This is a genomic window from Streptomyces brevispora (genome assembly GCF_007829885.1).
Lineage (GTDB): Bacteria > Actinomycetota > Actinomycetes > Streptomycetales > Streptomycetaceae > Streptomyces > Streptomyces brevispora.
In genome coordinates, this window is sequence record NZ_VIWW01000001.1 from 1 (window position 1) to 24,404 (window position 24,404).

Below are 24,404 nucleotides of genomic sequence, written 5' to 3' on the forward strand. Positions count from 1 at the left end.
CTCGGCCCCGACCCGGACCCGGGCGGGGCCCGACCCCGGGCGGGCCCCGGGGCCGCCCGCCCCTGCCCGGCCGTCCGGAAGGGGGCGGGCGGCCCCGCGATACGATCGCTTCGCCATGGAAATGAATGCCACCTACACCAGTCTCGTCGCGATCGGCGACTCGTTCACCGAGGGCATGTCGGACCGGCTGCCCGACGGCTCGTACCGGGGCTGGGCCGACGTCCTCGCCACGCGGCTCGCAGCCCGGACCCCAGGATTCCGTTACGCCAACCTCGCCGTGCGCGGGAAGCTCATCGGCCAGATAGTCGACGAGCAGGTGGACGTCGCCGCGGGCATGCGGGCGGATGTCGTGACGCTGGTCGGCGGTCTCAATGACACCCTGCGGCCCAAGTGCGACATGGGCATGGTCCGCGGGCGGCTCGAGGAAGCCGTGGAGCGCCTCGCGCCGTCATGCGGAAAACTGGTACTGATGCGCAGCCCCGGGCGCAACGGACCCGTGATGGAACGGTTCCGGCCGCGGATGGAGGAGTTGTTCTCCCTCGTCGACGACCTGGCCGCCCGGCATGGCGCGGAGGTCGTCAACCTGTACGGGGCGCAGGTGCTGGAAGACCCCCGGATGTGGGACGTCGACAGGTTGCATCTGACCGCCGAGGGACATCGCAGGGTGGCCGAGGCGGTGTGGCAGACGCTGGGCCTTCCGCCGGAGAACGACTGGCAGTCGCTGCTGCCCGCCGCCGTCCCGCCGCGCTGGGCCACCCGGCGCGGCGACGATCTGCGCTTCGCCCGCGAGCACCTGTTCCCCTGGATAGGACGACGCCTGACCGGCCGCTCGTCGGGGGACGGACGTACGGGAGCGCAGTTCGACGCCGAGCTGGGCCGGGCCTTCTGGATCACCCCCGACGAAGCCGGCGCTCTGGGGCCGGTTGCCGCGTGGCGCCGGGTGAACGCGGGCGAGTAGCCGTCCGTTCCCTTCCGAGCCACTGCACCCACCTCCGCTCCTGGCCGCTGCGCCAGGCTCTGCCACCTTGCCCCGTAAGGGAGTTGGCGCCCGGCCGTGCTGGTGTGGACGAAGCGGTTCGGGGAAGCATGGCCGTACGTGGAACGGAAATCGTCCGTGCACAGGCTGAGCAACGTGAAGAGGGGCGATGGCTGACGAGCAGGACATCCGGACGCCGGTGGACGGGATCGACACAGGCACGCCGCATTCGGCTCGGGTGTGGAACTACTGGCTGGGCGGCAAGGACAACTACGAGGCTGACCGCCGGCTCGGGGCAACGATGCGGGAGCTGTACCCGCAGATCATCGAGATAGCACGCGCCTCTCGGGCCTTCCAGGCGCGAGCGGTGCGCTTTCTGGCCGACGAGGCGGGGGTGCGGCAGTTCCTGGACCTCGGTACCGGCCTGCCCACGGCGAACGCGACGCACGAGATCGCCCAGGGTGTCGACCCGACAGCGCGCATCGTGTACGTCGACAACGACCCGATCGTCCTCGCTCATGCCCGTGACCTGCTGTCCAGCCGACCCGAAGGAGCGACGGACTATGTGCACGCGGACCTGACGGACGCCAAGGCGGTGTTGCGTGAGGCCGCCCGGACGCTGGACCTCGACCGTCCGGTGGCAGTGATGTTGCTGTCGACACTCGGGCACGTAGCAGACGCGGTCGAGGCTACGGCGCTGCTCCACAGCTACCTGGGCGCCCTGCCTTCGGGCAGCTATCTGATGCTGTGCGACACCATAGAAACGCCGGAGACCCAGGCCGCGTCCGACGAGTACGCCAGTGGGGGTGCCAGGCCGTACATCTCGCGTCCCAAAGAGATCTTGGGGGCCTTCGCGGACGGACTCGACCTGGTGGAGCCGGGCTTCGGCTCGATCAGCCTCTGGCGCCCCGAAGGGCCTGTGGCCGGTGAACCCGTGGACCAGTGGGGATTCGTGGCCGCCAAACGGTAGCCCCGTCCGGCCGATCGGCGCTCCGGACCGATCGGCCGCACAGACCCCCAAGCCGCCCGGCGCTGCGGCCAGCCGTACTTGAACACTCGCCCCTGGGCACTCACCCGGAGCCGCGCGCCACGGGCACTCGACCCTCACCACTCGGCCAGGAGCGGGTGATCGTGCCCGGCAGAGGCAGCCGACACTCGCGTCCCGGCACCCACGCCCCTGCACGTGCGGCCCGGCACTCGTAGCAAGCCACAAACCGGGCCGCGGCGCCGACCTGCACAAACCGCCAGTAGAATCCGTACACGTGACTGCTGTGTCTGCGAAGCCTCGCATCCCCAATGTCCTGGCCGGCCGCTATGCCTCTACGGAGCTGGCTGTCCTCTGGTCCCCCGAGCAGAAGGTAAAGCTGGAACGTCAGCTGTGGCTGGCGGTGCTGCGCGCCCAGAAGGATCTCGGGATCGAGGTGCCCGACGCCGCTCTCGCCGATTACGAGCGCGTCCTCGACCAGGTCGATCTGGCCTCGATCGCCGAGCGCGAGAAGGTCACCCGGCATGACGTCAAGGCCCGCATCGAGGAGTTCAACGCCCTCGCCGGCCATGAGCAGGTCCACAAGGGCATGACGTCCCGGGACCTCACCGAGAACGTCGAACAGCTCCAGATCCGGCTCTCCCTGGAACTGATGCGTGACCGCACCGTGGCCGTGCTGGCCCGGCTCGGCAGGCTCGCGGGAGAGTACCGCGAGCTGGTCATCGCCGGCCGCTCCCACAATGTCGCCGCACAGGCCACCACGCTCGGCAAGCGCTTCGCGACAGCGGCGGACGAACTGCTGGTGGCCTACAGCCGCCTTGAGGACCTGCTGAGCCGCTATCCGCTTCGCGGTATCAAGGGGCCCGTCGGCACGGCCCAGGACATGCTCGACCTGCTGGGCGGTGACGCCGGGAAGCTGGCCGATCTGGAGCAGCGCATCGCCGGTCACCTCGGCTTCGCACAGGCCTTCACCTCGGTCGGCCAGGTCTACCCGCGCTCGCTCGACTACGACGTGGTGACCGCACTGGTGCAACTGGCCGCTGCGCCCTCCTCGGTCGCGAAGACCATCCGACTGATGGCCGGCCACGAACTGGTGACCGAGGGCTTCAAGCCCGGCCAGGTCGGCTCGTCCGCGATGCCGCACAAGATGAACACCCGCTCCTGCGAGCGTGTCAACGGCCTGATGGTGATCCTGCGCGGTTACGCGTCGATGACCGGCGAGCTGGCGGGCGACCAGTGGAACGAGGGCGATGTGTCCTGCTCCGTGGTCCGCCGGGTGGCGCTGCCGGACGCGTTCTTCGCATTCGACGGTCTGGTGGAGACCTTCCTGACGGTGCTCGACGAATTCGGCGCCTTCCCTGCCGTCGTCGCCCGTGAGCTGGACCGCTACCTGCCGTTCCTCGCCACGACCAAGGTGCTGATGGGTGCGGTGCGCGCGGGTGTCGGGCGTGAGGTCGCCCACGAGGCCATCAAGGAGAACGCCGTCGCTTCCGCCCTGGCCATGCGTGAGCAGGGCACGGAACGCAACGAGCTGCTGGACAAGCTGGCCGCCGACGAGCGCATCCCGCTTGACCGTGCCCAGCTGGACGACCTGATGGCCGACAAGCTCTCGTTCACGGGTGCGGCGGGCGACCAGGTCACGGCGCTCGTCTCCCGCATCGAGGAGATCACCAAGCAGCACCCGGAGGCCGCTGGGTACGCGCCGGGCTCCATCCTCTGACGGCCCGCACCACCGGACGATGACACCCGACGAGCTCCAGGCCGCCCGTGACCGCACTGTTCCCGACGTGGTCGCGGGCGGCCTGCGTGTGTTGTTCTGCGGGATCAATCCGAGCCTGATGACTGCTGCCACGGGCCACCATTTCGCCTTCCCCGGCAATCGCTTCTGGCCGGTACTCCATCTGTCGGGTTTCACATCGCGGCAGTTGATGCCCTCCGAACAGTCCGAGTTGCTCCGGTACGGACTGGGCATCACCAACGTGGTCGCCAGATCCACGGCCCGGGCCGACGAACTGTCAGCCGAGGAGTTCCGCGCGGGCGGAAAGATCCTCACCGCAAAAGTGGAACGGCTGCGGCCACAGTGGCTGGCGGTGGTCGGCATCACGGCCTACCGAACGGCATTCGGCCAACGGCGGGCCCAAATCGGACCGCAGGAACGGACCATCGCCGGAGCACACGTCTGGGTCCTGCCCAACCCCAGCGGCCTCAACGCCCATTGGACCGCTCAATCGATGGCCGAGGAGTACGGACGGCTCCGCATGGCCGTCTCTCCGGACCCCCTCACTGACACCGCCAGGGACTGACTGTCGGGACCGGCTGCCGGCACCGGACTGCCGGAGGCCGGACTGCCGGGGCCGGGGTCGCCTGCCAGGACCAGTGCCCGCCTTCCGGCCCGATCCGGCCCAGCCGCCGAAACAGTCATTGCAACGGGCCGCTGTCAGCGGGGGTGCCACGATCTGTCCCCACACTCACCTGAACCAATACACCCGGATCACGGCGGGCCTATCTCCGTCACCACGACGGTCAGCTCGCACCCGGGCCCGTTCTCCTCCAGACAGAGCCCCAGGGCAATCCACCGTTCTTCGATGCGCCAGAGCCGGAAGTATTCGCAGCCCGCGACGGTCTCGGCCCAGGGGTCGGGTATCACTTCGCCTGACATCATGCGCTCCTGAGCGCTCCACAGGCTGATCATCTGCGGCTCCCCCCATCGCGCACCGAGCAATGTGATCAGCGCGTCATGCTCCGCGAGACACTGCGCCCGGTGATCCAGCCGCGCCGCCTCGTCCTCGTCCCAGCCATCGTCGTCCGCGTGCAGGAAAACGGTGTGATAGCCGGGCCCGCTGACTCCCGTGCCCGTTCGGATGCGCTCCACGGGAAACTCTCGGGTGCGCATCCCGTCGATGAGGCGGAGGTGATGTGCGGTGCTCATACCGTCAGTAAACCGCCCGGCACTGACAACTGAAGCCCCTGACTGCACTTTGAGGCGATTTCAGCCATCTCGTCCCGTCGTTCCACACCGCTCCAGCCCTCCATCCCTCCACCCCTCCCAGGGGGACGGCGCCACTTCGCCGGCGTGCACGCACACCGGCCAGAGCGCGCTCCAAGTCAGGTGAATGCTCAGTCGCGCGGCGCCGCACTAGGCATCGCGGCGGCGCAGCGCCCACCCTGCGGCCAACAGTGTCACCGCGGCCCAGGCCGCGGTGACGGCCAGTCCTGCCCAGGGCCCGAGGCTGCCTTCCGGGTTCTGGTGCAGCACCATCTGTCCGGCCCGGTCGGGCAGATAGTCGGCCGCGGTACCCGCAATGTCCCCGACTACGAACGAGACGATCAGGATGAACGGGATGAGCAGACTGAGAACGGCAACCGCGCTGCGCAGCAAGACCGTCAGCCCAGCCGCGAAGAGTGCCATCAGAGCCAGATATATCCCGCCCCCGAACGCCGCCCTCAGGGCGCCCGGTTCTCCCAGCCCGATGGCGTACTCCCCCATGAACAGCTGCCCCACCAGGAACGAGCTGAAGGCGGTGGTGAGGCCGACCGCCAGAGCCGCTCCCCCGACGAGTGACATCTTGACGGTGTAGAAGTGGGTGCGGCGCGGAACGGCCAAGAGCGACATGCGCAGCGCGCCATTGAGGTATTCGGACGAAATCGCCGTCGCACCGAAGCTGATGGCCGCGATCTGACCGAAGTTCAGCGCGTAGAAGGCGCCGAAGACGAGTTCGGCGTCAGCGTTGTCCGCCTCGGCCTGACCGACGGTGGCGAAAGTGAGCACCGTGACGGCCATGGTGACGAGGTAGACGGCTATCAGGGATCCCGAGATGGCACGCACCGATCTGATCTTGATCCACTCGGAGCGCAGGACTGCGGTCGTCGACATGGTCAGGCCTCCTGACGGATGGGGGGCAGGACAGCGGCGGAAGCGAATTCCGCTGCATCGGTGGTGAGTTCGAGGTAGGCCTGTTCCAACGTGGCCTGCTCGTCAATGAGCTCGAGGACCGCGATGCCCTCTCTGGCTGCCATCGCTCCGATTTCCTCCGCCTTCACTCCCTCGACGGTCCAACGGCCGTCCTCGCCCTGCGCGGCCCGGTATCCCCTGCGTGTCAGGACCTCACCGAGCCGGGAGGATTCGTTCGTGCGCATCCGCACCCTGGGCCGGCTGCGGGAGTCGAGGAATTCCTGCATCGGTAGGTCGACGAGGAGTCGCCCCCGCCCGAGCACGATCAAATGGTCCGCGAACGACGACGTCTCGTTCATGAGGTGGCTGGCGACGAGCACCGTGCGGCCCTCCCTGGCAAGCCGCTTCATCAGTTCCCGGATCCAGACGATGCCCTCCGGATCCAACCCGTTCGACGGCTCGTCCAGCATGAGCACCTCCGGGTCACCGAGCAGCGCCGCCGCTATGCCGAGCCGCTGGCGCATGCCGAGAGAGAACGTCTTGATCCGGCGTCCGCCGACCTGGGCAAGACCTGCCTCCTCCAGTACCTCCTCAACCCGGTCACCGCCCATGCCGTTGCTCGTTGCGAGTGCCAGCAGGTGATTGCGGGCGGTACGCGAACCGTGAGCGGCCTGCGGATCGAGGAGCACTCCGACGCGGCGCAGTGGATCGTCGAGAGCTGCGTACGCCTGTCCGTCAATGGTGGCGGTGCCTCCGGTCGGCCGGTCCAGCCCGAGGACCAGACGCATGGTGGTGGACTTGCCTGCCCCGTTCGGTCCGAGAAATCCGGTGACCCGGCCGGGCCGTACGCTGAAGGTGAGGCGGTCCACGGCGCGGGTCGCGCCGTAGTCCTTGGTGAGTTCGTGGACATCGATGCTGGTCATGTCCTCAGCCTGGCGGCCTCGCCGGTGGCAGTCCTCCCCCGCCGGAGTGGAGCATCTCCCTCGCTCGGGGGAGTCGCCGCCCCCGGGCACGCTGGCACGATGAGCGACATGCTCCGCTTCCTCCACCCGTTGGCCGCGCCGGTCACCTACACCCGCTGGCTGCATCTGCTCATGCCGGTCGCCCCCGTGAGCGTGTGGCTGTTCATCTCGATGGATACGCCGTGGGTGCCCGTCGCCCTCGCGGCTCTGGTCGGCCTGATACCCGGCATGCGGCTCGCCGAGGGGACCCAGGGGCAGTTGCTGCTGACGCCCGCGGAGCGCGGCGACCCCGATGCGACGATCTCGGTGGCACCGTCAACCTCTTGGTCCGAGCGCTGGCGGACCGCGCTCTGGCTGGAGGTGCGGCTGCTGTGCGCGGGCCTGGCCGGCCTGGCCACGGTGTGGCTGCCGGCTACGACGGTCGACCTCGTCCGCTCGGCGTTCGGCAGGAATCCGAGCGACGAATGGCTTGCCGCCGGGCTGGGCGCGCACTGGTGGGCTGCGGTTCTCGCTCCTGTTCCGCTGCTGGTCATGCTCGCCGTGGTCGTCGGCTGTGGAGAGCTGATCACCGCGGCCGCCCGTTGGCTGCTGGGCCCGACGCCGGCCCAGCGGCTGACAATGCTGGAGGAACGCACCGAGCAACTCCTTGAACGCAACCGGATCGCGCGCGAGCTGCACGACTCGATCGGGCACGCCCTGACGGTGGCGGTGGTGCAGGCGGGTGCCGCTCGGGCGGCGCACGACCCGGAGTTCACCGAACGGGCGCTGATGGCGATCGAGGAGACCGGCCGTGACGCGCTGGAGGACCTGGAGCGGGTACTGAGGGTGCTGCGTGAGTCGGGCAAGCCTCCCGGGCAACGGCCTTCACTCAGTGAGGCGGACCGTTTGCTGGACTCCGCGCGGGGTGCCGGGGCCGAGGTCGATGCCGAGGTGTCCGGTCCGCTGACGCAAGTACCGGATTCGGTGTCCCGTGAGGGATACCGCATCCTTCAGGAGTCCCTCACCAATGCCCTGCGACACTCGGGGGCCGTCCCCGTCCGGGTCCGTATCACCGTTGCGGAAGGACGGCTGGAGTTGGAGGTGACCAACCCGTATATAGGTTCGACCGGTACGTCCGGGGGTGGAAGTGGGCTGCGGGGTATCCGGGAGAGAGCCGCCCTGTTGGGCGGAAATGCCAAGACCGGCCTGTACGGAGGGGAATGGATAGTGCACGCGAGCCTTCCGCTGGACCGCATACGCTGACCGCATGCCGGTTACCGTTCTTCTGGTCGACGACGAACCTCTGGTCCGCGCGGGTCTGCGTGCGGTCCTGGAGGCCCAGACCGATATCGAGGTCGTCGGTGAGGCGGGTGACGGTGCCGCGGTGATCCCGCTGGTGCGTCAGCTGCGACCCGACGTCGTGGCGATGGACGTCCGTATGCCGTTGATGGACGGCATCGAGGCAACCCGGGTGGTGCTGCGCACGGTGCCCGATCCGCCGAAGATCCTTGTGGTGACGACGTTCGAGAACGACGAGTACGTCTACGAGGCGCTGCGCGCGGGGGCTGATGGATTCCTCCTCAAGCGGGCCCGGCCCGTCGAGATCGTGAACGCGGTGCGGCTGGTGGCGGAGGGTGAGTCCCTGTTGTTCCCGGCGGCGGTCCGACAGCTCGCCGCCGAATACGGTACGAGCAGGGCGCGGGAGGTTATGGACAGGGCTTCGCTCACCGAGCGCGAGGCCGCGGTGCTGCGGCTGATGGCCCGGGGCCTGTCCAACGCCGAGATCGCCGCCAAGCTCGTGGTGGGCGTCCAGACGGTGAAGACCCATGTCAGCGCCGTACTCGCGAAGTTGGGTGCCCGGGACCGCACCCAGGCGGTCATCGCTGCCTATGAGTCCGGATTCGTCGCGCCCAGCTGAACCCGAGCGGAACCCCAGCTGATCCCGGTCGTTCCCGCAGGGGCGTTGCGTCCCGCAGTCGCTCTGCCCCTGAGCAACGAGTACGATCCGCCTGACATGCGCACGAGCTGGGAGGACACACCGTGAGCCGGCTGACCGGTGGGGACCCGTCGTTGCTGCGTCGGATCAATTCCGCTGTGGTGCTGCACGCCCTCAGGGGCGCCGGTTCCCCGACCCTCACGGACCTGACCCGGATCACCGGTCTGTCCCGGCCGACGGTCGAGGGCGTCGTGGAAGGGCTCTTCGAAGCCGGTCTGGTCGTCGAGTCGGCGCCGGACGGTGCCGAGGCACGACGGCAGGGCCGTCCGGCCCGCCGGTTCCGGTTCCGTGCCGAGGCCGGACATCTGCTGGGCATCGAGATCGGCCCGCACCGGGTCTCGGCGCTGCTGTCGGGCCTGGACGGCCGGATCATAGGCGCCGGCTCCCGTGAGGTGTCGGAGACCGCCTGCGCCGACGACCGCCTCGACAAGGTGCGGACCGTGGTCGCCGACGTCCTGCGGCGGACCGGCGTGGCCCGCAGCAGCCTGCGGGCGGTCGGGGTCGGCAGCCCGGGCATCGTGGAGGCCGACGGCACCGTCCGGCTGGGTACCGCACTGCCGGACTGGACCGGCCTGGCGCTGGGCGAGCGGCTGCGGCGTTCCTTCCGCTGCCCGGTTCTCGTGGAGAACGATGCGAACGCCGCAGCCGTCGCGGAGCACTGGAAGGGCGCGGCCACGGAGTCCGACGACATCGTGTTCGTGCTGGCGGGGCTGAGTCCGGGAGCGGGTTCCCTGATCGGCGGACGGCTGCACCGTGGTTTCGGCGGTGCGGCGGGCGAGATCGGGGCGCTGCACCTCCTGGGCCGTGGCGTCACACCGGAGCGGCTGCTGTCCACGACGGACACGCCTCTGGACCCGCTTGACGAGCATGCGGTGGCCGCTGTCTTCGCGAAGGCGCGGCACGGCGACGAACAGGCGCAGGCGGCGGTCGAGCGGTTCATTCAGCGGCTGGTCCACGATGTCGCGGCGCTGGTGCTGGCACTCGATCCCGAGCTGGTGGTCGTCGGCGGGTGGGCAGCCGGGCTGGACGGGGTGCTCGACCCGCTCCGCGGCGAGCTGGCCCGCTACTGCCTTCGGCCCCCGAGGGTGGCGTTGTCACTGCTCGGCGAGGCCGCTGTGGCCACGGGAGCGCTGCGGCTGGCACTCGACCACGTCGAGGAGCAGCTCTTCGCGGTGGAGGGAACGGTGACGGCCCGCCGCTGAGTGCGACGGGCCGATCGTCGGGGGTTCCTGCCGGGCGCCCCGGGAGGCACCCGGTCAGGATGCCCGGCGCTCCTGGTCGTGGTGGCTGATCTCCACGTCGCCCGAGTCGCCGAAGGTGAGCCGGCAGGTGTCGGCGCGGTAGGTGGCGACGGAAACGGCCGCGGTGCCGCCTGCGGCGAGGTACCGGGTGGTGACGACGAGGACGGGCGCCCCGGGAAGCCGGTCGAGCTCCTTGGCATCGTCCGCGCGGGCCGAACCGAGCTCAACCGAGCGGTCCTGGCCGTCGAGCGCGAGCCGGTGCAGTTCACGCACGACGCTGCGGGCTCTGGCGGAGCCGGACGGATTTTCTATGGCGGAGAGTTCGGGAACCGAGGACGACGGCACGTACAGCAGCTCCGCCGCGACAGCCTGCCCGTTGCTGACCCGGATCCGGCGCACGATGTGGACGGGCTCCTCGCACCCCACGTCGAGCGCGCCGGCCACCGCCACGGGTGCGGCCGCGGTCCGGCAGTCCACCGACTGCCATGCCTCGCCCGCGCCACCGCCGGTCCAGTCGTGCTGAGCCGTGGAGACGGCCACGCCCACGCGCGGCGGCGCGACCGTGGTCCCGACCCCCCGGCGGCGCTGCAGTCTGCCTTCGAGTTCGAGCTGCTCCAGTGCCTGCCGAAGCGTGGCCCGGGCGACGCCGAACCGGGCGGCGAGCTCGCGCTCGTTGGGAAGGATCTCTCCCACCGCAAAGTCCGAGTCGAGTGCCTCACTGAGCACGGTCTTGAGGTGCCAGTACTTCGGCTCCTGTACCGATTCCAGCTGCGTGGTCCCCACCCTTGTCCTCCGCAATCGCCCGTCGGCTTTTCCGCGACGTTATTTATTAAAGGTTCCTGTCTTAACGTTGCGACCATAGGACGACGCACCCCCTTGGTCAAGACCAATCCTTAGCCGGTAACGCTGTGAAACGGGGTTCTGCCGCACAGCGTTCACAGGACGTTCGCGGACCGGTTTGCCGCGCGCAGCACAAAACCCCACGTCCGGGCAGGTCCGTGGGGCTTGAGGGCGATTCGGGCGACTGTCGGGCAGGTCAAGCGGAAGGCAATATGCCAGTTGAAGTGATCAGCGGACCCCAGCGGCTACGTACCGATGAAAGTGGTGAGCTTGTCAGGATTGCGAATGATATATACACACTGGATGGCTTCGTCCCGCACATCCACCTGAATGACACAGTCGGCCTTTCCGCCGACGAGAACCAGCAGCGCCGGCCCACCGTTCACCTCCAGGCTCCTGACCTCCAGGTCCCGAGCCTGCTCTTGAGCGACTGCGTGGAGGAAGCGGCCGACCTTGTCCGCGCTCTGCAGGATCCGCAGCGGCCCCTTCGACTTCCCGCCGCTGTCGCCGACGAGTCGCACGTCCGGCGCGAGGAGTGCGAGCAACTCCTCGATGTCACCGCCCGCGGCCGCCGCGAGAAAGCGTTCCGTGAGGTCACGGCGGTGGACGGGATCGACGTCGTAGCGCGGCTTGCGCTCCTCCACATGACGTCGGGCGCGCCCCGCGAGCTGACGGACGGCGGCCTCGGTCCGGTCGAGCGTCGTGGCGATCTCTCCGTACGGAAAGCCGAAGGCCTCGCGCAGGACGAAGACGGCGCGCTCCAGCGGGGAGAGCGATTCGAGGACGACGAGCACCGCGACGGACACGGAGTCGGCGAGCACGGCCTGCTCCGCCGTGTCGGGAAGGCTGGGACCGAAGTCGGTGACGAGGGGTTCCGGCAGCCAGGGCCCGACGTACGCCTCTCGTCGCGTCCGGAGTTGGCGCAGCCGGTCGATGGCGAGACGGGTGACGATCCTCACGAGGAAGGCGCGCGGTTCGCGCACGTCCTCCCGCGCCACGGACGACCAGCGGAGCCACGCCTCCTGGACCACGTCCTCCGCGTCGGCGATCCGGCCGAGCATGCGGTAGGCGACCCCGGTGAGTACGGGCCGGTGCTCTTCGAAGACGTCGGTCACGGTGTCGGCTGTCACCGCCCCATCCCAGCCGACGTACCGCACGGTGTCCAGTTCGAATCGCCCGGCCATCTTGAACTCCCGTCCACCTGGCGGCAATTGTTGCTGCCGGATTGCCTGAGCCGCCTGCAGGCAAGACCACCACGCGCCGGAACACCGGGGAGCATCTCCCTGCCGGCGACGGTTTCCTTCACCCTCGAGTCGCCCCGTGGACTGCGGACCCGCGGACCGTGGACCACGTCCGTCGCGTACGAGCGGACGGGTGCCGGGGCTCCGCTGCTGCTCCACCGCATCGGCCACCACCGCCAGGCCTGGGACCCGGCGGTCCCCGTCCTCGCCGTGGAACGACCCGGCGACCGTGGCACCGCTGCTCGGGGCCTTCTGCCAAGCCCTGGGCGTGGACCTCCCCCATGTGGGGGGCTACCGCTCGGCAGGCCGCCGGCACAGAAGTCGAGGCGCGAGAAGCTCGTGCGCTCGGTGACGGCACTCTCGCCCGCGGGGTTCTGGACCAAGCGCTACACGTTCGGCGCGTTGCGCGCCATGCGACCAGCCGCCGGGTCGATGTCACTGCCGCTCGTCGAGCGGCGCTCCCGTGCAGCGGCCGGTCGTGTGGTCCTGACCGGCACCATCTGTGCTCGTCCCGGCCGCCGTTCACCGAAGGCCGCGGTCTCGGAGACCGTCGCCCTGCGCGAGCCGACCGGGTTACGCCAGGCGCCGGACGCCGGACGCGATGTCCTGTTCACCGATGATGTGCCGGGATTGCCGGTGACCGTCGCCCGGGGCAGCAGCGACCGGCTGCTCCTGCGTCGCCGGGGGACCCGGGCCAAGCCCACCGTCCCCGGTACCCGGCTGCCCCGCTGTGACCATGGCTCGATGAACGACGACCCGGCTCTCGTGGCGCGGGTGATCCTCGGCGCCAGTCGCCGAGGCCGTACCGGGCACGAGCCGGCGCCGGCGCAGAACGCCCGATCCGAGCGCCACCCCCAGCGCGACCAGACAGCTGCCTGCGGCCTGTGCGACACCGTAGGAACCGGCGCCGACCAGCGGAGCGGTCAGCGCGGCGGAGACCGGGATCAGACCGGAGAAGAGCGTGGCGCGCTCGGCGCCGATGCGCTGCATGCCCATGTACCAGCAGACGAATCCGACGACCGTGACCACGGCGGCCTGCCAGACCAGTGCCGCCGCCTCACCGGGTGAAGGCACTCGCAGGAAGCTGCCGCCGTCCAGCAGCAGCCCCAGCGCGGCCGACTCCGCGGCGGCGATCACGCAGACCGTGGCGGACAGCAGTTTCGGGCCGAGCGGACGCAGAACGGGTACGGCGATGACGGCGAAGCCCACCTCGCCCGCCAGCGCACCGACGGAACAGAGGATGCCCGCCGTGTCCGTACGGCCCCAGCCCTGGACCGTGAAGGCGCCCGCGGCGACCAGCGCGGCGGCGTAGAGCGCGGCGCGGGCCGGCCGGCGCCCGTCCAGCAACGGCACGAGCACCGCCACGACGATCGGGGCGCACCCCACGAAGACTCCGGGAGCGGCAGGTTCCGCGGACCGCTCGGCGGCCAGGACCGCCAGGTTGAAGCCAACCATTCCGACCGCCGCGAGCAGAGCGAGCCGCCCCCACTGGCGGCCGCTGAGCGCGCGCAGTACGGCAGCGGGCGGGGGCGCTCCACCCCGTCGCAGAAGTGGCAGGAGGAGGAGGCCGGCGAGGCCGTAGCGCAGCGCCTGGCCACCCGCGTACGGGTAGTCGCCGAGGACACTGTTGGCGGTGAAGGAAGCACCCACGAGGATGCAGGCGACGGTGGCGAGGAGGGCTCCGCGCAGGGAGGTCACGTTCATGGCACTGACGCTAGGCAGCTCGGCGGTCCGGTTTAAGGTCCACTCCCATGACCTCTTCGGGGACCAATCCAGTACCGGACGGCGGCGGCAGGGGCCGGGAATCGGTCTCCGCCGCCTGGGAGTTGCTACTTCCGGCAGCGTCCGCCCCGGCGCGCGGACGTGGTCGCGCCCTCCAGTCGGCGCTGCGCGAAGCGGTCCGGTCCGGCCGTCTGACGCCGGGGACGCGGCTTCCGTCCAGTCGTGAACTCGCCGCCGATCTCGGCGTCTCACGCGGTCTGATCACCGAGGCGTACGAGCAGCTGACCGCCGAGAGCTACCTGCGCAGCGGCCGCGGGGCGGGGACATGGGTCAGCGGCTCGGTGCGGGCGGCGGCGGGCTGGGCCCGCGATCTCGCCCCGCGCACTCCCGGCACGCTCGTCGATTTCCGGCCCGGCACTCCGGACCTCTCGCTCTTCCCACGCAGCGCCTGGGCCGCCACCCACCGTTCGGTGCTCGGCCGGCTGCCGCACAGCGCCCTGGGCTATCCCGATCCACGTGGGCTGCCCGAGTTGCGGGTGGCGCTCGCGGCCCTGCTGACGAGGCGTCGCGGGGTGGTGGCCGATCCGGAACGTCTGCTGGTCTGTTCGGGCGTGGCGCAGGCGACGACACTGCTCGGGTTCGTGCTGCACGGACGCGGGATGCGCACGGTCGGTGTCGAGGACCCCGGGAGCCCCGAACACTCCTCGCTCTTCGCTTCGACGGGTCTGGCCACGTCCCGGCTGCCGCTCGACGACGAGGGCCTCGCCACCGAGCCGCTCGCGCGCTCCGGGGTCCGCGCCGTGATGACCACTCCGGCCCATCAGTTCCCCACCGGGATCGCGTACTCCGCCGCCCGCCGAAGTCTGCTCCTGGACTGGGCGAGGGACGTCGACGGAGTGGTCATGGAGGACGACTACGACGGTGACTTCCGCTACGACCGGGCTCCGGTCGGCGCCCTGCAGGGCCTGGATCCCGAGCACGTCGCGTACACCGGCTCGGTGAGCAAGTCGCTGGCACCGGGTCTGCGGCTCGGGTGGTTGCTGGCACCGGCGTCGATGACGGATGAGATCGTCGCCCGCAAGCGCACGATGGATCTCGGCAATCCGGCGGTCGACCAGGCGGTACTCGCCGATTTCATTGTCCGGGGAGGCTACGACCGTCAGCTGCGGCGCTGCCAGCGCGCTTACCGGGAACGCCGCGACACCCTGACAGCGGCGCTGGCCGAGTACTTCCCCGGCACCGAGGTCAGCGGTATCGCCGCGGGGCTTCACATCATTGCCCGGCTGCCCGAACGGTACGGCCCCGAGGCCGGTTTCACCGCCAGGGCCGCCGGTGCCGGAATCGCGCTGCGGCTGCTGAGCGAATGCGGCACGGCGCCGCCCGCGGACCGTGCTGTGAACCTGGTACTGGGTTACGCGCAACTGGCGCCGGTGGACATCACCCGGGGGGTGCGGCTGCTGGCCGAGGCTCAGCAGGGCTTGCGCTGAGCGGACGGTGAAGCGGGCTCAGGCGGCACGGCTGGACGCAGGTCCCGGGGCCGGGCGGCCGTCTGAAACCTGACCGGCGCATGGCTCGAATGCCCTGGTCAATCGGCCGAAAATAGACGATAGGCGACTAGATCCACACTTAACCCATCGGTCACAAGGCGTTCGTGATCAGGCAACACCGCTCGGTCACAGTGAGGGCATGACTGATGTGACCTCCGCGAAGAGTGCCCGCCGCCCCCACCACTGGCGACGGGATCTCATCGAACTTGCCGCCCTGTTCACCGCGGTCGCCGTTGCCGACGCGATCGCCAACCTGATCGGACACCAGCCGGACGGACCGTATCTGCTCATCGCATCGGCCCTGGCGCTGACCGCGACTGCCGCGTTCCACACCTGGTGGGCCCGGCGGCACAGCCACGCACCACCGCCGGATACCGACAGGGTGTCCGCCCCGGACGGCTCCGCCGTGCAGCGGGCAGCGGCGGCCGTCTCCCCCGCATCGGATACCGGGTCCGGGGAGACGACGCTGTGGCGCATGCGCACCACGGTCAGGGACGTCCCCGGCAGCCTGGCCGCGCTCTGCATCGTGCTGGCCCAGCACCGGATCGACATCCTGACCCTTCAGACGCACCCACTGGCCCGGGGCACGGTCGACGAGTTCCTGCTGCGCGCCCCCGCCACGCTTCCGGCACCGCAGCTGACCCGGGAGATCTCCGCCGCGGGCGGCAGCTCCACCTGGATCGAGCGCGCCGACGCCCATGACCTGGTGGACGCTCCGACCCGGGTACTCGGTCTCGCCACCCGCACCGCCCTGGACGCCGCCGAACTCCCCCTCGCCCTGCGGCAGCTGCTCGGCCGGTGCACCATCCACTCGCTGCCCGCCGTCTCGATCAACGGACGCGCCACCGGTGAGAGCGCGCCCGTCGAAGGGGTACTGGAGGAGACGGCGATGCGGCTGCGCGACCCGGCGGGCGGCGTCATCACCGTGGAGCGGCCCCATCTCCCGTTCACGCCCACGGAGTTCGCCAGGGCACGCGCGCTGGTCGAGCTCGACGCCCGGCTCGGCCCCCGCGTCCCGCGCAGCGAGCACGTCCTCACCCTGCCCGAGGGCAACGCGATCACCGTACGCCGGGCGGACCGCACGGACCTCGAAGCGGCCCGCGCCATGCACGACCGCTGCTCGGAGCAGACGCTACGGCTGCGCTACCACGGCCCGGTACAGGATGCCGACCGCTATCTCGACCACCTGCTGAGCCCGCGCTTCGGCCGCACGCTCGCCGTGCAGACGGCCTCCGGCCGACTGGTCGCCCTCGGTCATCTGCTCTGGGACGGCGACGAGACCGAGGTCGCCCTGCTCGTCGAGGACGACTGGCAGCGCCGCGGCATCGGCTCCGAGCTCCTCGCCCGCCTGGTGGCCCTCGCCGTCGAGGCCGACTGCGAGAGCGTCTACGCCGTCACCCAGGCGTCCAACACCGGGATGGTCGCCACCATGCGCGCGCTCTCGCTGCCGCTCGACTACCAGATCGAGGACGGCACGCTCGTGATCACCGCCCGGCTGGACGCGACTTCGGTACGGTCTCTGCCGCCGTACGAGCAGGCGAGTCACTGAAGTCCTGACGCAGGGGCTCCTCACTGCTCAGCGCCTGGCAGAGATCGGCCCAGAGATCCTCGACATCCTCCAGGCCGACCGACATCCGCAGCAGCCGGTCGCCGACCCCCGACGCCTGCCGGTCTCCTTCGTCCACAATGCGGTGGCTGATGGAGGCGGGGTGCTGGATCAGGCTGTCCACGCTGCCGAGACTGACGGCGGGCGTGATAAGCCGTACCGCGGCGATCACCCGGTGCGGGTCCCCGAAGATCTCGAAGGAGACCATCGCGCCGCCCAGTTCCGGGTAGTGGACACGGGCGATCCGCGGGTCGGCGGCCAGCCTGCGGGAGAGCTCCGCGGCGGACGCGGACGCGGCCCGCACCCGTACCGGCAGCGTGGCGAGGCCGCGCAGCAGCAGGTAACCGGCCATCGGATGCAGCACTCCGCCGGTGGCGAAACGCACCTGGCGCAGCCGGGCGGCGAACTCCTCGTCACAGGCGACGACTCCGCCCATCACGTCACCGTGGCCTCCGAGGTACTTCGTCGCACTGTGCAGCACAATCCGCGCGCCGTGCTCGACGGGCCGCTGGAGCACCGGCGTCGCGAAGGTGTTGTCGACGAGCAGCGGAACGGAGCCGCAGGAGTGGGCGACCGACCGGATGTCCACCTCGGCGAGCGTCGGATTGGCGGGGGTCTCCACCATCACCAGACCGGTGTCGGGGCGGATCGCGTCGGCGATGCCCGCCGGATCGGTCCAGGTCACCTCGGTGCCCAGCAACCCGGCACCGAGCAGATGGTCGCTGCAGCCGTACAGCGGACGGACCGCCACCACATGGCGCAGCCCCATGCTCGCGCGGACCAGCAGAACGGCAGTGAGCGCCGCCATGCCGCTGGCGAACGCCACAGCGCTCGCGGTCCCTTCGAGCCGGGCCAGGGCCGTCTCGAATCGGGCGGTGGTCGGGTTGTCGAGCCGGGCGTAGACCGGCGGCCCGTCGAGCCGGGCACCGGTGGCGGCGAAGGAGTCGATCCGCTCCGCCTCTCCCCTGGAGTCGTACGAGGGGTAGGTGGTGGACAGGTCAATCGGCGGGGCGTGCAGGCCGAGAGCCGCGAGGTCGTCGCGTCCGGCGTGCACGGCTTCGGTGGCCAGCGCCCTGGACCGGGTTGTCGTCGAGGGCGCCATCGAGGCTTCGGTGTCCATGTCACTACTCTGAACAGCTGCCGGAAGATCTGGGCCAAGGCCCGTGCTACGTTCGGCGAATGACCGATTCCATCGCCCTCGACACGGTGGATCTGCATATTCTGCGCCTGTTGCAGAACGATGCCCGGACCACCTACCGCGATCTCGCAGCAGAGGTCGGGGTCGCCCCGTCCACATGCCTGGACCGGGTCACCCGGCTGCGCCGCACGGGCGTCATCCTCGGACACCAGTTGCGACTGGATCCGGCCAGACTGGGCCGCGGGCTGGAGGCGCTGCTCTCGGTGCAGGTCCGGCCGCACCGCAGAGAACTCATCGGCCCGTTCGTCGAGCGGATCAGGACGCTGCCCGAGTCCCGGGCGCTCTTCCATCTGACCGGTCCCGACGACTATCTGGTCCATGTGGCCGTTGCCGACACCGCCGATCTGCAGCGGCTGGTACTGGACGAGTTCACCTCGCGCCGCGAAGTCGCCCGGGTGGAAACCAGGCTGATCTTCCAGCAATGGGAGTGCGGACCGATGCTGCCGCCCTCCGCCATCGCGGCCGGGCCGGGCACAAGTCAGGCCTCCGAGCCCTTTTGATGGTGACGGGGAGACCCTCCCCGTACGAGGATGTCCACATGTCAGACACTCCGAGCAGCGCGCTGCCCCGCCAGATCGCCGACGCCTACGTCGACGCGTTCATTCAACTCGACCCGATTTCCGGCACCTATCTGGGTGTCGCGGAAAGCTCGCGCCGCCTCCCTGATTTCTCCCCCGCCGGCCAGGAGGAACTGGCCGGACTGGCCCGCACCACGCTGGCCCGGCTCGACCGTGCGGAACAACTGCCCGGTGCGGCCGATGACGCAGAGCGCCGTTGCGGCCGTCTCCTGCGTGAGCGGCTGACGGCCGAACTCGCCGTCCACGAGGCCGATGAGGCGCTGCGCACCGTTTCCAACATGCACTCCCCGGCGCACGCGATCCGTGAGGTGTTCACCGTGACGCCCACCGAGACGGACGAGGACTGGGCGGCGGTCGTCGAACGCCTCCGAGCGGTTCCGGCCGCGCTCGCCGGGTACCGCGAGTCGCTCGCGCTCGGCCTGGAGCGGAAGCTCTACGGCGGTCCGCGCGCCACGGCCACCTTCATCGGCCAGCTCGACGAGTGGATCGGCGACGGTACGACGGGGTTCTTCCAGAACTTCGCCGCCGCGGGCCCGGCCGCTCTGCGCACCGGACTTGACGACGGTGCCCGGCAGGCCACGCAGGCGCTCGAGGAACTGCGCCAGTGGATGCGCGAGGTGTACGCCCCCGCCATCGAAGGTGAGCCCGATGTGGTGGGCCGTGAGCGGTACGCCCGCTGGTCGCGCTACTTCAACGGCACCGACCTCGATCTCGACGAGGCGTACGCGTACGGCTGGTCCGAGTATCACCGGCTGCTCGCGGAGATGCGGAGCGAGGCCGAGAAGGTACTGCCCGGGGCGGGCCCCTGGGAGGCGCTGGCCCACCTCGATGTGCACGGCAAGCACATCGAGGGCGTCGACGAGGTCCAGGCGTGGCTGCAGAGCCTGATGGACGAGGCGATCGAGGCCCTGGACGGTACGCACTTCGAACTCGCCGAGCGGGTCCGCAAGGTGGAGTCCCGGATCGCCCCGCCCGGCGGCGCCGCGGCGCCGTACTACACGGGCCCGTCCGAGGACTTCTCCCGCCCCGGCCGCACCTGGCTGCCGACCATGGGCGAGACCCGGTTCCCGGTGTACGACCTGGTCTCCACCTGGTACCACGAGGGCGTTCCCGGTCATCACCTCCAGCTCGCCCAGTGGGTGCATGTCGCGGAGAGCCTCTCGCGCTACCAGGCGTCCGTCGGCATCGTCAGCGCCAACGCCGAGGGCTGGGCGCTGTACGCGGAGCGGCTGATGGACGAGCTGGGCTTCCTGCCCGACGCCGAGCGCCGCCTGGGCTACCTGGACGCGCAGATGATGCGCGCCTGCCGGGTGATCGTGGACATCGGTATGCACGCGGAGCTGGAGATCCCGGCCGACTCCCTGTTCCACCCCGGTGAACGGTGGACGCCCGAGCTGGCCCAGGAGTTCTTCGGCAACCACAGCGGCCGGCCCGCCGACTTCGTGGAGAGCGAGCTGACCCGCTACCTCTCGATGCCGGGGCAGGCCATCGGCTACAAGCTGGGTGAACGCGCCTGGCTGCTCGGCCGGGAGAACGCCCGCGCGGCGCACGGGGACTCCTTCGACCTCAAGGCCTGGCACATGGCCGCCCTGTCGCAGGGGCCGCTGGGTCTGGACGACCTGGTCGACGAGTTGTCGAAGCTCTGACCGGGCCGGCGGGCCGGGACTCGACCCCGGGCCCGGCCCGCCGCCGTCAGCAACCGCAGTCCCCAGAGCCGGCCGGCGCGGTGAGCGGGTCGGCGCGGCGCCGCTCCGGCCCCTGCCGGCTCTCGAACCGGAAGCCCTCGCGCACCCAGTACTCGAAGCCGCCGAGCATCTCCTTGACCCGGTAGCCGAGTCCGGCGAGGGCGAACGGTGCTGGCCGCCGCCGCCCGGCGCCGCGGCGAGCGCACCGACGGCCTGGAGCTGCTCGCCGCGGCCGACGGGCTCCTTGCCCCCGGGACGCCGCCGCAGGGGGCCGGCACGGGGCATGACCGGCGCCACGGCGGGAGACGGTCCGTGTGTGGCCGGGCCGCCGCGAGCCGGTTCCTCCTGTCGCCGCGTCGAGCAGGTAGGCCAGGAAGGCACGCGGAATGCGTGCTCTGAGATGGCTCCCGTGACGGTCACCGGGCACGCCGACGCTGCGAGCGGCGGCCGGAAGGTAGGCCCGTGCTCACTTCTGCGTTGCCGTTGCGATGAAACCGCCGGCCCTGGCTCTGATGCGGTGAGTTGTCGTACCACTCGACCGTGGTGAGGGCCATGTCGGTGCTGTCGGCTCCTCGGACGGGGCGCCCGGGGCTTACGAACCCGGAGCCGATGCGGATTGCCGTTGCGGCTGCCGGTCCGCAAGGTCCGGCAGCCTGCCGCACGGTGTCGCCGGCGAGGGGGCGGTTGCCCAGGAGTCGGCGGCCTCCTTGACGGAGTCGAGCACGTCCTCGCCGTAGAGATCCTGCAGCCAGTTGGTCTGGTAGATCGTGTCGAGGTAGCGCTCGCCGGGGTCCGGGCCGATGGCCACTGCGGTGAGTTCGCGCGCGTCATGCCGGGCCAACCAGTCCGTTGCGCCGCTGATCACCGTGCCGGTGGAGCCGCCGAACAGGAATCCGCGCCTGGCCAGACGATGGCAGGCACGTATGGTGTCCGCCTCCTCGACACGAATCACCTCGTCGACATAGGACTCGTCGAGCAGTGGCGGGCGCATGCTCATGCCCAGACCAGGAATCATCCGGCGGCCCGGCGAACCACCGAAGGACACCGAGCCGACGCTGTCCACCGCGATGATCCGCACTGGCCGGTGCCATCCCCGGAAGTAGCGCGCACAGCCCATCAGGGTCCCGGTGGTGCCGGCTCCGACGAACAGCACGTCCAGCCGCGGGAACTGACGGGCGATCTCCGGCGCGGTCGTGCGGTAGTGGGCCTTCCAGTTGTTCGGATTGGTGTACTGGCTGAGCCCCACATACCGCTCGTCGGAGGCGCACAGCGCGCGGACGTACTCGAGCCGCGCGCCGAGAAAGCCGCCGTCGGCCCCCTGTTCGGCGATCACGTGCACCTGGCTGCCCAATGCCTCCATCATCATTCTGTTCGATAGATTGCCGCGGGAGTCCGTCACACACAGGAACCGGTAGCCCTTACTCGCCGCGATCACGCTCAGCGCCACGCCGAGGTTTCCGGACGAGGACTCGACCAGGATCGATTCCGGGGTCAGAATTCCATCCCGCTCAGCGGCCTCCACCATCTCGGTCGCGGCCTTCAGCTTGATCGAGCCGGCGAAGTTGAAGCCCTCGCACTTCAGGAAGAGCGAGTGCCCGAGGAACGACCGGAGATCGACATAGAGATCCTCTACGTTGAAGGCGTAGGGAGCGGAAATGACAGGCACGATGTTCTCCTCTGTCTGGAGCAGAGCACTTCCGGAACTTCCATCCGGCCGTGTGCGGGCTCCTCGCTTGTGCGGGCGAGACCCCGTGTCCCACCAGTCGGGTCGGGGCCCTGCGTCAGTGGCCGCTGTCTCGTGCGTCAGGACATGCAGCGACGTGACCGGTGGTCTCTCGTGGGATCAGTCCTGAAGGAGCCTTCTCGGCTCTCGGCGGGCTCATCCGTACCGGCTCAGTTCGTGGAAGAAGTCGTCGACGACGTGCAACTCTCCGCAGCGGGCCACTTCGGTGTACACGTACTTGCCCACCGCGAGGTCGAGCACCCCGAGGCCGAAGGGCGAGAACACCACCGGCCGGTCCGTCGGCACCGTCACCCGCCCGGCCATCACGTCGTCCAACGTGCCGTGCAGGAAGTCCCGGTTGCCCGTGAGCTGCTCGGCCAGATGCGGCGACGTGTCGGCCTTGAGGCAGTGCTCGACGTCATCGACGATGTTGCTCGAGGCGAGCAGGATCTCCGGCGCGAGGTCGCGCAGCGACACATGCAGCACCAGCGGATTGTGTGCGAACCATGACAGGTCACTGACGTGCGGTTGACCGGCGACCGTGGCGAAGACGACCAGGTCGCTGTTTCGGATCAACTGCTCGGCGTTGTCGTGCACGGTGATTCGTCCAGTGGTGTCCGATTGCTCCAGGTAGCACCGGAAGCCTGCCGCGCTGTCGGCGGACAGGTCGTGCACGCCGATCTCGTCGAACGACCAGCCGGTGCCGACCAGGAAGGTGTGGATGTAGCGGGCGATCAAGCCCACCCCGAAGAACCCGACGCGCGTCGGTCGCGGCCGGTCGCGGCTGAGCCAGTCGGCCGCCGACGCCGCCGACGCGGCCGTCCGGGTGGCGCTGATGATGGAACTCTCCAGACAGGCGAACGGGTAGCCGGTGTCATGGTCGTTGAGGATGAGCACGGCCGATGCCCTTGGGATGCCGGCCGTCACGTTCTTCGGGAAGCTGGAGATCCACTTCAGGCCGTCCACCCGTGTCTCCCCGCCGATCGAGGCGGGCAGCGCGATGATCCGGGAGGACGGGCGGTCGGGGAAACGCAGGAAGTACGACGGCGGGTTCACCGAATCACCGGCGCCGTGCGCCCGGTAGGTGGCCTCGACCAACTCCGTGATCCGCTTCTCGCATCCGTGCAGCGTGCGCCGGACCTGGGCACCGGAGATCACCGCGAACGGTGGCACGGTGACCGGTGCGACTCTTGCGGACTCTCTCGCGGTGGAATCGACGACGGTCATGGCGCGGTCACCTCTACGGTCGGCGAGCAGTCGGCCAGACGCACCGGTTCGGCCAGGGCGACGAGCACCTCGCGCGGTCCCTCGAAGGGCTCCCTGCTGTGCGCGGTACGGACGTTGTCGACGAGCATCAGGTCGCTGGCCTGCCACGGTTCGCGTACGGTGTTCGCCTCGTAGACGCTGTTGAGCAGTTGCACGACGTCCTCGCCGATCGGGTCGCCGTTGCCGAAGCGGGTGTTGAACGGCAGCCCGTCGGCGCCGTAGACGTCCACCAGGTACTCGTGCACCTCGGGGGCCATCGTCCACTCGTTGAGGAACGCGATCTGGTTGAACCAACAGCGGCGGCCGGTGACCGGGTGGCGCACCACGGCGCTGCGGCGCTGTCTGGTGCGCAGTCCACCGTCGGGCTGCCACTCGAACGTGATCGCGTTGGCGCGGCAGTAGCGCTCGACCGCGCCCCGGTCCTCGGTGCCGAAGGCCTCGGCGACGGACGCGCCGATCTCGTCGTTGTAGCTGCGGGTGAGCAGCCAGCCCTCGCGCTCGAACCGCTCGGTCAACTCGGTGGGCAGCGCGTCGAGCACGGTCGGTGAGTCGGCCACCGCGGTCGCCCCGCCGTCGGTGGGCGCGCTGAGACAGGCGAACATCATCAGGCCGGGGAACTCAAGCGTGTAGCTCAGTTCGTGGTGCATGCACATCGGCTGGTTCGGCGGCCACTTCGATGAGGAGTACACCCCGTCCGAGTAGGCCTGCCGGGGCGCGAAGGCCTCCTGCTCGGTCATCAGACCGGTGGCCAGCTTTGAGAAGACGGCTCCGGTCTCGGCCGCGTCACGCAGCCCGAGGCCGCGGACCAGGACCGAGCCATGCTCGGCGACGACCGCGCGCAGCGCGTCCCGGTGCTCGGCCGCCCAGGTCGGCGCGGAGCCGGTGGCCTCGGCCCGCAGCCGTGGGGGTCTGCCGGATTCCAGTTCCACGTCGAGCAGCGACGCCGTGGATGTGAACGACATCTCGA

21 protein-coding genes and 1 pseudogene are annotated in these 24,404 nt (G+C 70.0%); 11 read left to right on the plus strand and 11 right to left on the minus strand.

Annotation, left to right across the window (positions count from 1 at the left end; translation table 11 throughout):
* Window positions 1-115: 115 nt before the first annotated feature.
* The 4 genes from FHX80_RS00005 (at window position 116) to mug (ending at window position 4,264) form a co-directional block, all read left to right on the plus strand.
* Window positions 116-958 (plus strand): SGNH/GDSL hydrolase family protein, encoded by an 843-nt coding sequence (locus tag FHX80_RS00005; RefSeq protein WP_145762190.1) that lies wholly within the window; start codon window positions 116-118, stop codon window positions 956-958.
* Between the two features lie 187 nt (window positions 959-1,145).
* Window positions 1,146-1,946: an SAM-dependent methyltransferase gene (locus FHX80_RS00010; protein ID WP_145762191.1), complete on the plus strand. Its 801-nt coding sequence runs from the start codon at window positions 1,146-1,148 to the stop codon at window positions 1,944-1,946.
* Between the two features lie 292 nt (window positions 1,947-2,238).
* A complete protein-coding gene (gene purB, locus FHX80_RS00015; RefSeq protein ID WP_208764549.1) occupies window positions 2,239-3,681 on the plus strand; it encodes an adenylosuccinate lyase in 1,443 nt (480 codons plus the stop codon).
* A gap of 19 nt (window positions 3,682-3,700) precedes the next feature.
* The gene (mug, locus tag FHX80_RS00020; RefSeq protein ID WP_145762192.1) at window positions 3,701-4,264 is read left to right on the plus strand and encodes a G/U mismatch-specific DNA glycosylase; all 564 of its coding nucleotides are present in this window, start codon (window positions 3,701-3,703) and stop codon (window positions 4,262-4,264) included.
* Between the two features lie 188 nt (window positions 4,265-4,452).
* Here mug and FHX80_RS00025 read toward each other — a convergent pair whose 3' ends face one another.
* The 3 genes from FHX80_RS00025 to FHX80_RS00035 form a co-directional block, all read right to left on the minus strand.
* Window positions 4,453-4,890, minus strand: coding sequence for a hypothetical protein (locus FHX80_RS00025; protein ID WP_145762193.1), 438 nt, complete (start codon window positions 4,888-4,890; stop codon window positions 4,453-4,455).
* Window positions 4,891-5,097: 207 nt separating this feature from the next.
* A complete protein-coding gene (locus FHX80_RS00030; protein WP_145762194.1) occupies window positions 5,098-5,835 on the minus strand; it encodes an ABC transporter permease in 738 nt (245 codons plus the stop codon).
* A 2-nt stretch (window positions 5,836-5,837) separates the two neighbouring features.
* Window positions 5,838-6,776, minus strand: a complete 939-nt coding sequence (locus FHX80_RS00035; protein WP_145762195.1) for an ABC transporter ATP-binding protein — start codon at window positions 6,774-6,776, stop codon at window positions 5,838-5,840.
* Between the two features lie 108 nt (window positions 6,777-6,884).
* Here FHX80_RS00035 and FHX80_RS00040 point away from each other — a divergent pair, with 108 nt between their 5' ends.
* The 3 genes from FHX80_RS00040 to FHX80_RS00050 all read left to right on the plus strand — a co-directional run bounded on the left by FHX80_RS00040 (window position 6,885) and on the right by FHX80_RS00050 (window position 9,992).
* Complete coding sequence (locus FHX80_RS00040) at window positions 6,885-8,057, plus strand: sensor histidine kinase (RefSeq protein ID WP_145766997.1); 1,173 nt, start codon at window positions 6,885-6,887, stop codon at window positions 8,055-8,057.
* Window positions 8,058-8,061: 4 nt separating this feature from the next.
* Window positions 8,062-8,712 (plus strand): response regulator, encoded by a 651-nt coding sequence (locus FHX80_RS00045; RefSeq protein ID WP_145762196.1) that lies wholly within the window; start codon window positions 8,062-8,064, stop codon window positions 8,710-8,712.
* A gap of 122 nt (window positions 8,713-8,834) precedes the next feature.
* Window positions 8,835-9,992 carry an ROK family transcriptional regulator gene (locus FHX80_RS00050; RefSeq protein WP_145762197.1) on the plus strand — a complete coding sequence of 386 codons (1,158 nt, stop codon included), beginning with the start codon at window positions 8,835-8,837 and terminating at the stop codon, window positions 9,990-9,992.
* Window positions 9,993-10,046: 54 nt separating this feature from the next.
* On the opposite strand, the gene FHX80_RS00055 is transcribed toward FHX80_RS00050, so the two are convergent.
* The 3 genes from FHX80_RS00055 to FHX80_RS00065 form a co-directional block, all read right to left on the minus strand.
* Window positions 10,047-10,814, minus strand: a complete 768-nt coding sequence (locus FHX80_RS00055; RefSeq protein ID WP_145762198.1) for a GntR family transcriptional regulator — start codon at window positions 10,812-10,814, stop codon at window positions 10,047-10,049.
* Window positions 10,815-11,116: 302 nt separating this feature from the next.
* Window positions 11,117-12,001 carry an RNA polymerase sigma-70 factor gene (locus tag FHX80_RS00060; protein ID WP_145766998.1) on the minus strand — a complete coding sequence of 295 codons (885 nt, stop codon included), beginning with the start codon at window positions 11,999-12,001 and terminating at the stop codon, window positions 11,117-11,119.
* A 684-nt stretch (window positions 12,002-12,685) separates the two neighbouring features.
* The gene (locus FHX80_RS00065; RefSeq protein WP_145762199.1) at window positions 12,686-13,816 is read right to left on the minus strand and encodes a DMT family transporter; all 1,131 of its coding nucleotides are present in this window, start codon (window positions 13,814-13,816) and stop codon (window positions 12,686-12,688) included.
* 47 nt (window positions 13,817-13,863) lie between these two features.
* On the opposite strand from FHX80_RS00065, the gene pdxR reads away from it, so the two are divergent.
* Together pdxR and FHX80_RS00075 are read left to right on the plus strand one after the other, a co-directional pair.
* Window positions 13,864-15,321 (plus strand): MocR-like pyridoxine biosynthesis transcription factor PdxR, encoded by a 1,458-nt coding sequence (gene pdxR, locus FHX80_RS00070; RefSeq protein WP_145762200.1) that lies wholly within the window; start codon window positions 13,864-13,866, stop codon window positions 15,319-15,321.
* Window positions 15,322-15,520: 199 nt separating this feature from the next.
* The gene (locus FHX80_RS00075) at window positions 15,521-16,930 is read left to right on the plus strand and encodes a GNAT family N-acetyltransferase (protein ID WP_145762201.1); all 1,410 of its coding nucleotides are present in this window, start codon (window positions 15,521-15,523) and stop codon (window positions 16,928-16,930) included.
* On the opposite strand, the gene FHX80_RS00080 is transcribed toward FHX80_RS00075, so the two are convergent.
* On the minus strand, window positions 16,866-18,107 hold the full coding sequence (locus tag FHX80_RS00080; RefSeq protein WP_145762202.1) for a trans-sulfuration enzyme family protein: 1,242 nt from the start codon (window positions 18,105-18,107) through the stop codon (window positions 16,866-16,868). The two genes, FHX80_RS00075 and FHX80_RS00080, sit on opposite strands and share 65 nt — an antisense overlap.
* Before the next feature lie 59 nt (window positions 18,108-18,166).
* On the opposite strand from FHX80_RS00080, the gene FHX80_RS00085 reads away from it, so the two are divergent.
* Complete coding sequence (locus FHX80_RS00085; RefSeq protein WP_145762203.1) at window positions 18,167-18,685, plus strand: Lrp/AsnC family transcriptional regulator; 519 nt, start codon at window positions 18,167-18,169, stop codon at window positions 18,683-18,685.
* A gap of 38 nt (window positions 18,686-18,723) precedes the next feature.
* The gene (locus FHX80_RS00090; RefSeq protein ID WP_145762204.1) at window positions 18,724-20,409 is read left to right on the plus strand and encodes a DUF885 domain-containing protein; all 1,686 of its coding nucleotides are present in this window, start codon (window positions 18,724-18,726) and stop codon (window positions 20,407-20,409) included.
* Window positions 20,410-20,455: 46 nt separating this feature from the next.
* On the opposite strand, the pseudogene FHX80_RS35335 reads toward FHX80_RS00090, so the two are convergent.
* The 4 genes and pseudogenes from FHX80_RS35335 to FHX80_RS00110 form a co-directional block, all read right to left on the minus strand.
* Window positions 20,456-20,620: pseudogene (locus FHX80_RS35335) on the minus strand (rhodanese-like domain-containing protein); the annotation flags it as partial.
* A gap of 420 nt (window positions 20,621-21,040) precedes the next feature.
* On the minus strand, window positions 21,041-22,114 hold the full coding sequence (sbnA, locus tag FHX80_RS00100) for a 2,3-diaminopropionate biosynthesis protein SbnA (protein WP_145762205.1): 1,074 nt from the start codon (window positions 22,112-22,114) through the stop codon (window positions 21,041-21,043).
* Window positions 22,115-22,327: 213 nt separating this feature from the next.
* Window positions 22,328-23,398: a 2,3-diaminopropionate biosynthesis protein SbnB gene (sbnB, locus tag FHX80_RS00105; protein ID WP_145762206.1), complete on the minus strand. Its 1,071-nt coding sequence runs from the start codon at window positions 23,396-23,398 to the stop codon at window positions 22,328-22,330.
* Window positions 23,395-24,399: a TauD/TfdA family dioxygenase gene (locus tag FHX80_RS00110; protein ID WP_145762207.1), complete on the minus strand. Its 1,005-nt coding sequence runs from the start codon at window positions 24,397-24,399 to the stop codon at window positions 23,395-23,397. Before FHX80_RS00110 ends, sbnB begins: the two co-directional genes overlap by 4 nt.
* Window positions 24,400-24,404: the final 5 nt, after the last annotated feature.

What these genes read in the sequence shown, in the direction of transcription:
- FHX80_RS00005 (WP_145762190.1), top strand. Translation starts at nt 116, where the DNA reads ATGGAAATGAATGCCACCTACACCAGTCTCGTCGCGATCGGCGACTCG.
- FHX80_RS00010 (WP_145762191.1), top strand. Translation starts at nt 1,146, where the DNA reads ATGGCTGACGAGCAGGACATCCGGACGCCGGTGGACGGGATCGACACA.
- mug (WP_145762192.1), top strand. Translation starts at nt 3,701, where the DNA reads ATGACACCCGACGAGCTCCAGGCCGCCCGTGACCGCACTGTTCCCGAC.
- FHX80_RS00025 (WP_145762193.1), bottom strand. Translation starts at nt 4,890, where the DNA reads ATGAGCACCGCACATCACCTCCGCCTCATCGACGGGATGCGCACCCGA.
- FHX80_RS00030 (WP_145762194.1), bottom strand. Translation starts at nt 5,835, where the DNA reads ATGTCGACGACCGCAGTCCTGCGCTCCGAGTGGATCAAGATCAGATCG.
- FHX80_RS00035 (WP_145762195.1), bottom strand. Translation starts at nt 6,776, where the DNA reads ATGACCAGCATCGATGTCCACGAACTCACCAAGGACTACGGCGCGACC.
- FHX80_RS00040 (WP_145766997.1), top strand. Translation starts at nt 6,885, where the DNA reads ATGCTCCGCTTCCTCCACCCGTTGGCCGCGCCGGTCACCTACACCCGC.
- FHX80_RS00045 (WP_145762196.1), top strand. Translation starts at nt 8,062, where the DNA reads ATGCCGGTTACCGTTCTTCTGGTCGACGACGAACCTCTGGTCCGCGCG.
- FHX80_RS00065 (WP_145762199.1), bottom strand. Translation starts at nt 13,816, where the DNA reads ATGAACGTGACCTCCCTGCGCGGAGCCCTCCTCGCCACCGTCGCCTGC.
- pdxR (WP_145762200.1), top strand. Translation starts at nt 13,864, where the DNA reads ATGACCTCTTCGGGGACCAATCCAGTACCGGACGGCGGCGGCAGGGGC.
- FHX80_RS00075 (WP_145762201.1), top strand. Translation starts at nt 15,521, where the DNA reads ATGACTGATGTGACCTCCGCGAAGAGTGCCCGCCGCCCCCACCACTGG.
- FHX80_RS00080 (WP_145762202.1), bottom strand. Translation starts at nt 18,107, where the DNA reads ATGGACACCGAAGCCTCGATGGCGCCCTCGACGACAACCCGGTCCAGG.
- FHX80_RS00085 (WP_145762203.1), top strand. Translation starts at nt 18,167, where the DNA reads ATGACCGATTCCATCGCCCTCGACACGGTGGATCTGCATATTCTGCGC.
- FHX80_RS00090 (WP_145762204.1), top strand. Translation starts at nt 18,724, where the DNA reads ATGTCAGACACTCCGAGCAGCGCGCTGCCCCGCCAGATCGCCGACGCC.
- sbnB (WP_145762206.1), bottom strand. Translation starts at nt 23,398, where the DNA reads ATGACCGTCGTCGATTCCACCGCGAGAGAGTCCGCAAGAGTCGCACCG.
- FHX80_RS00110 (WP_145762207.1), bottom strand. Translation starts at nt 24,399, where the DNA reads ATGTCGTTCACATCCACGGCGTCGCTGCTCGACGTGGAACTGGAATCC.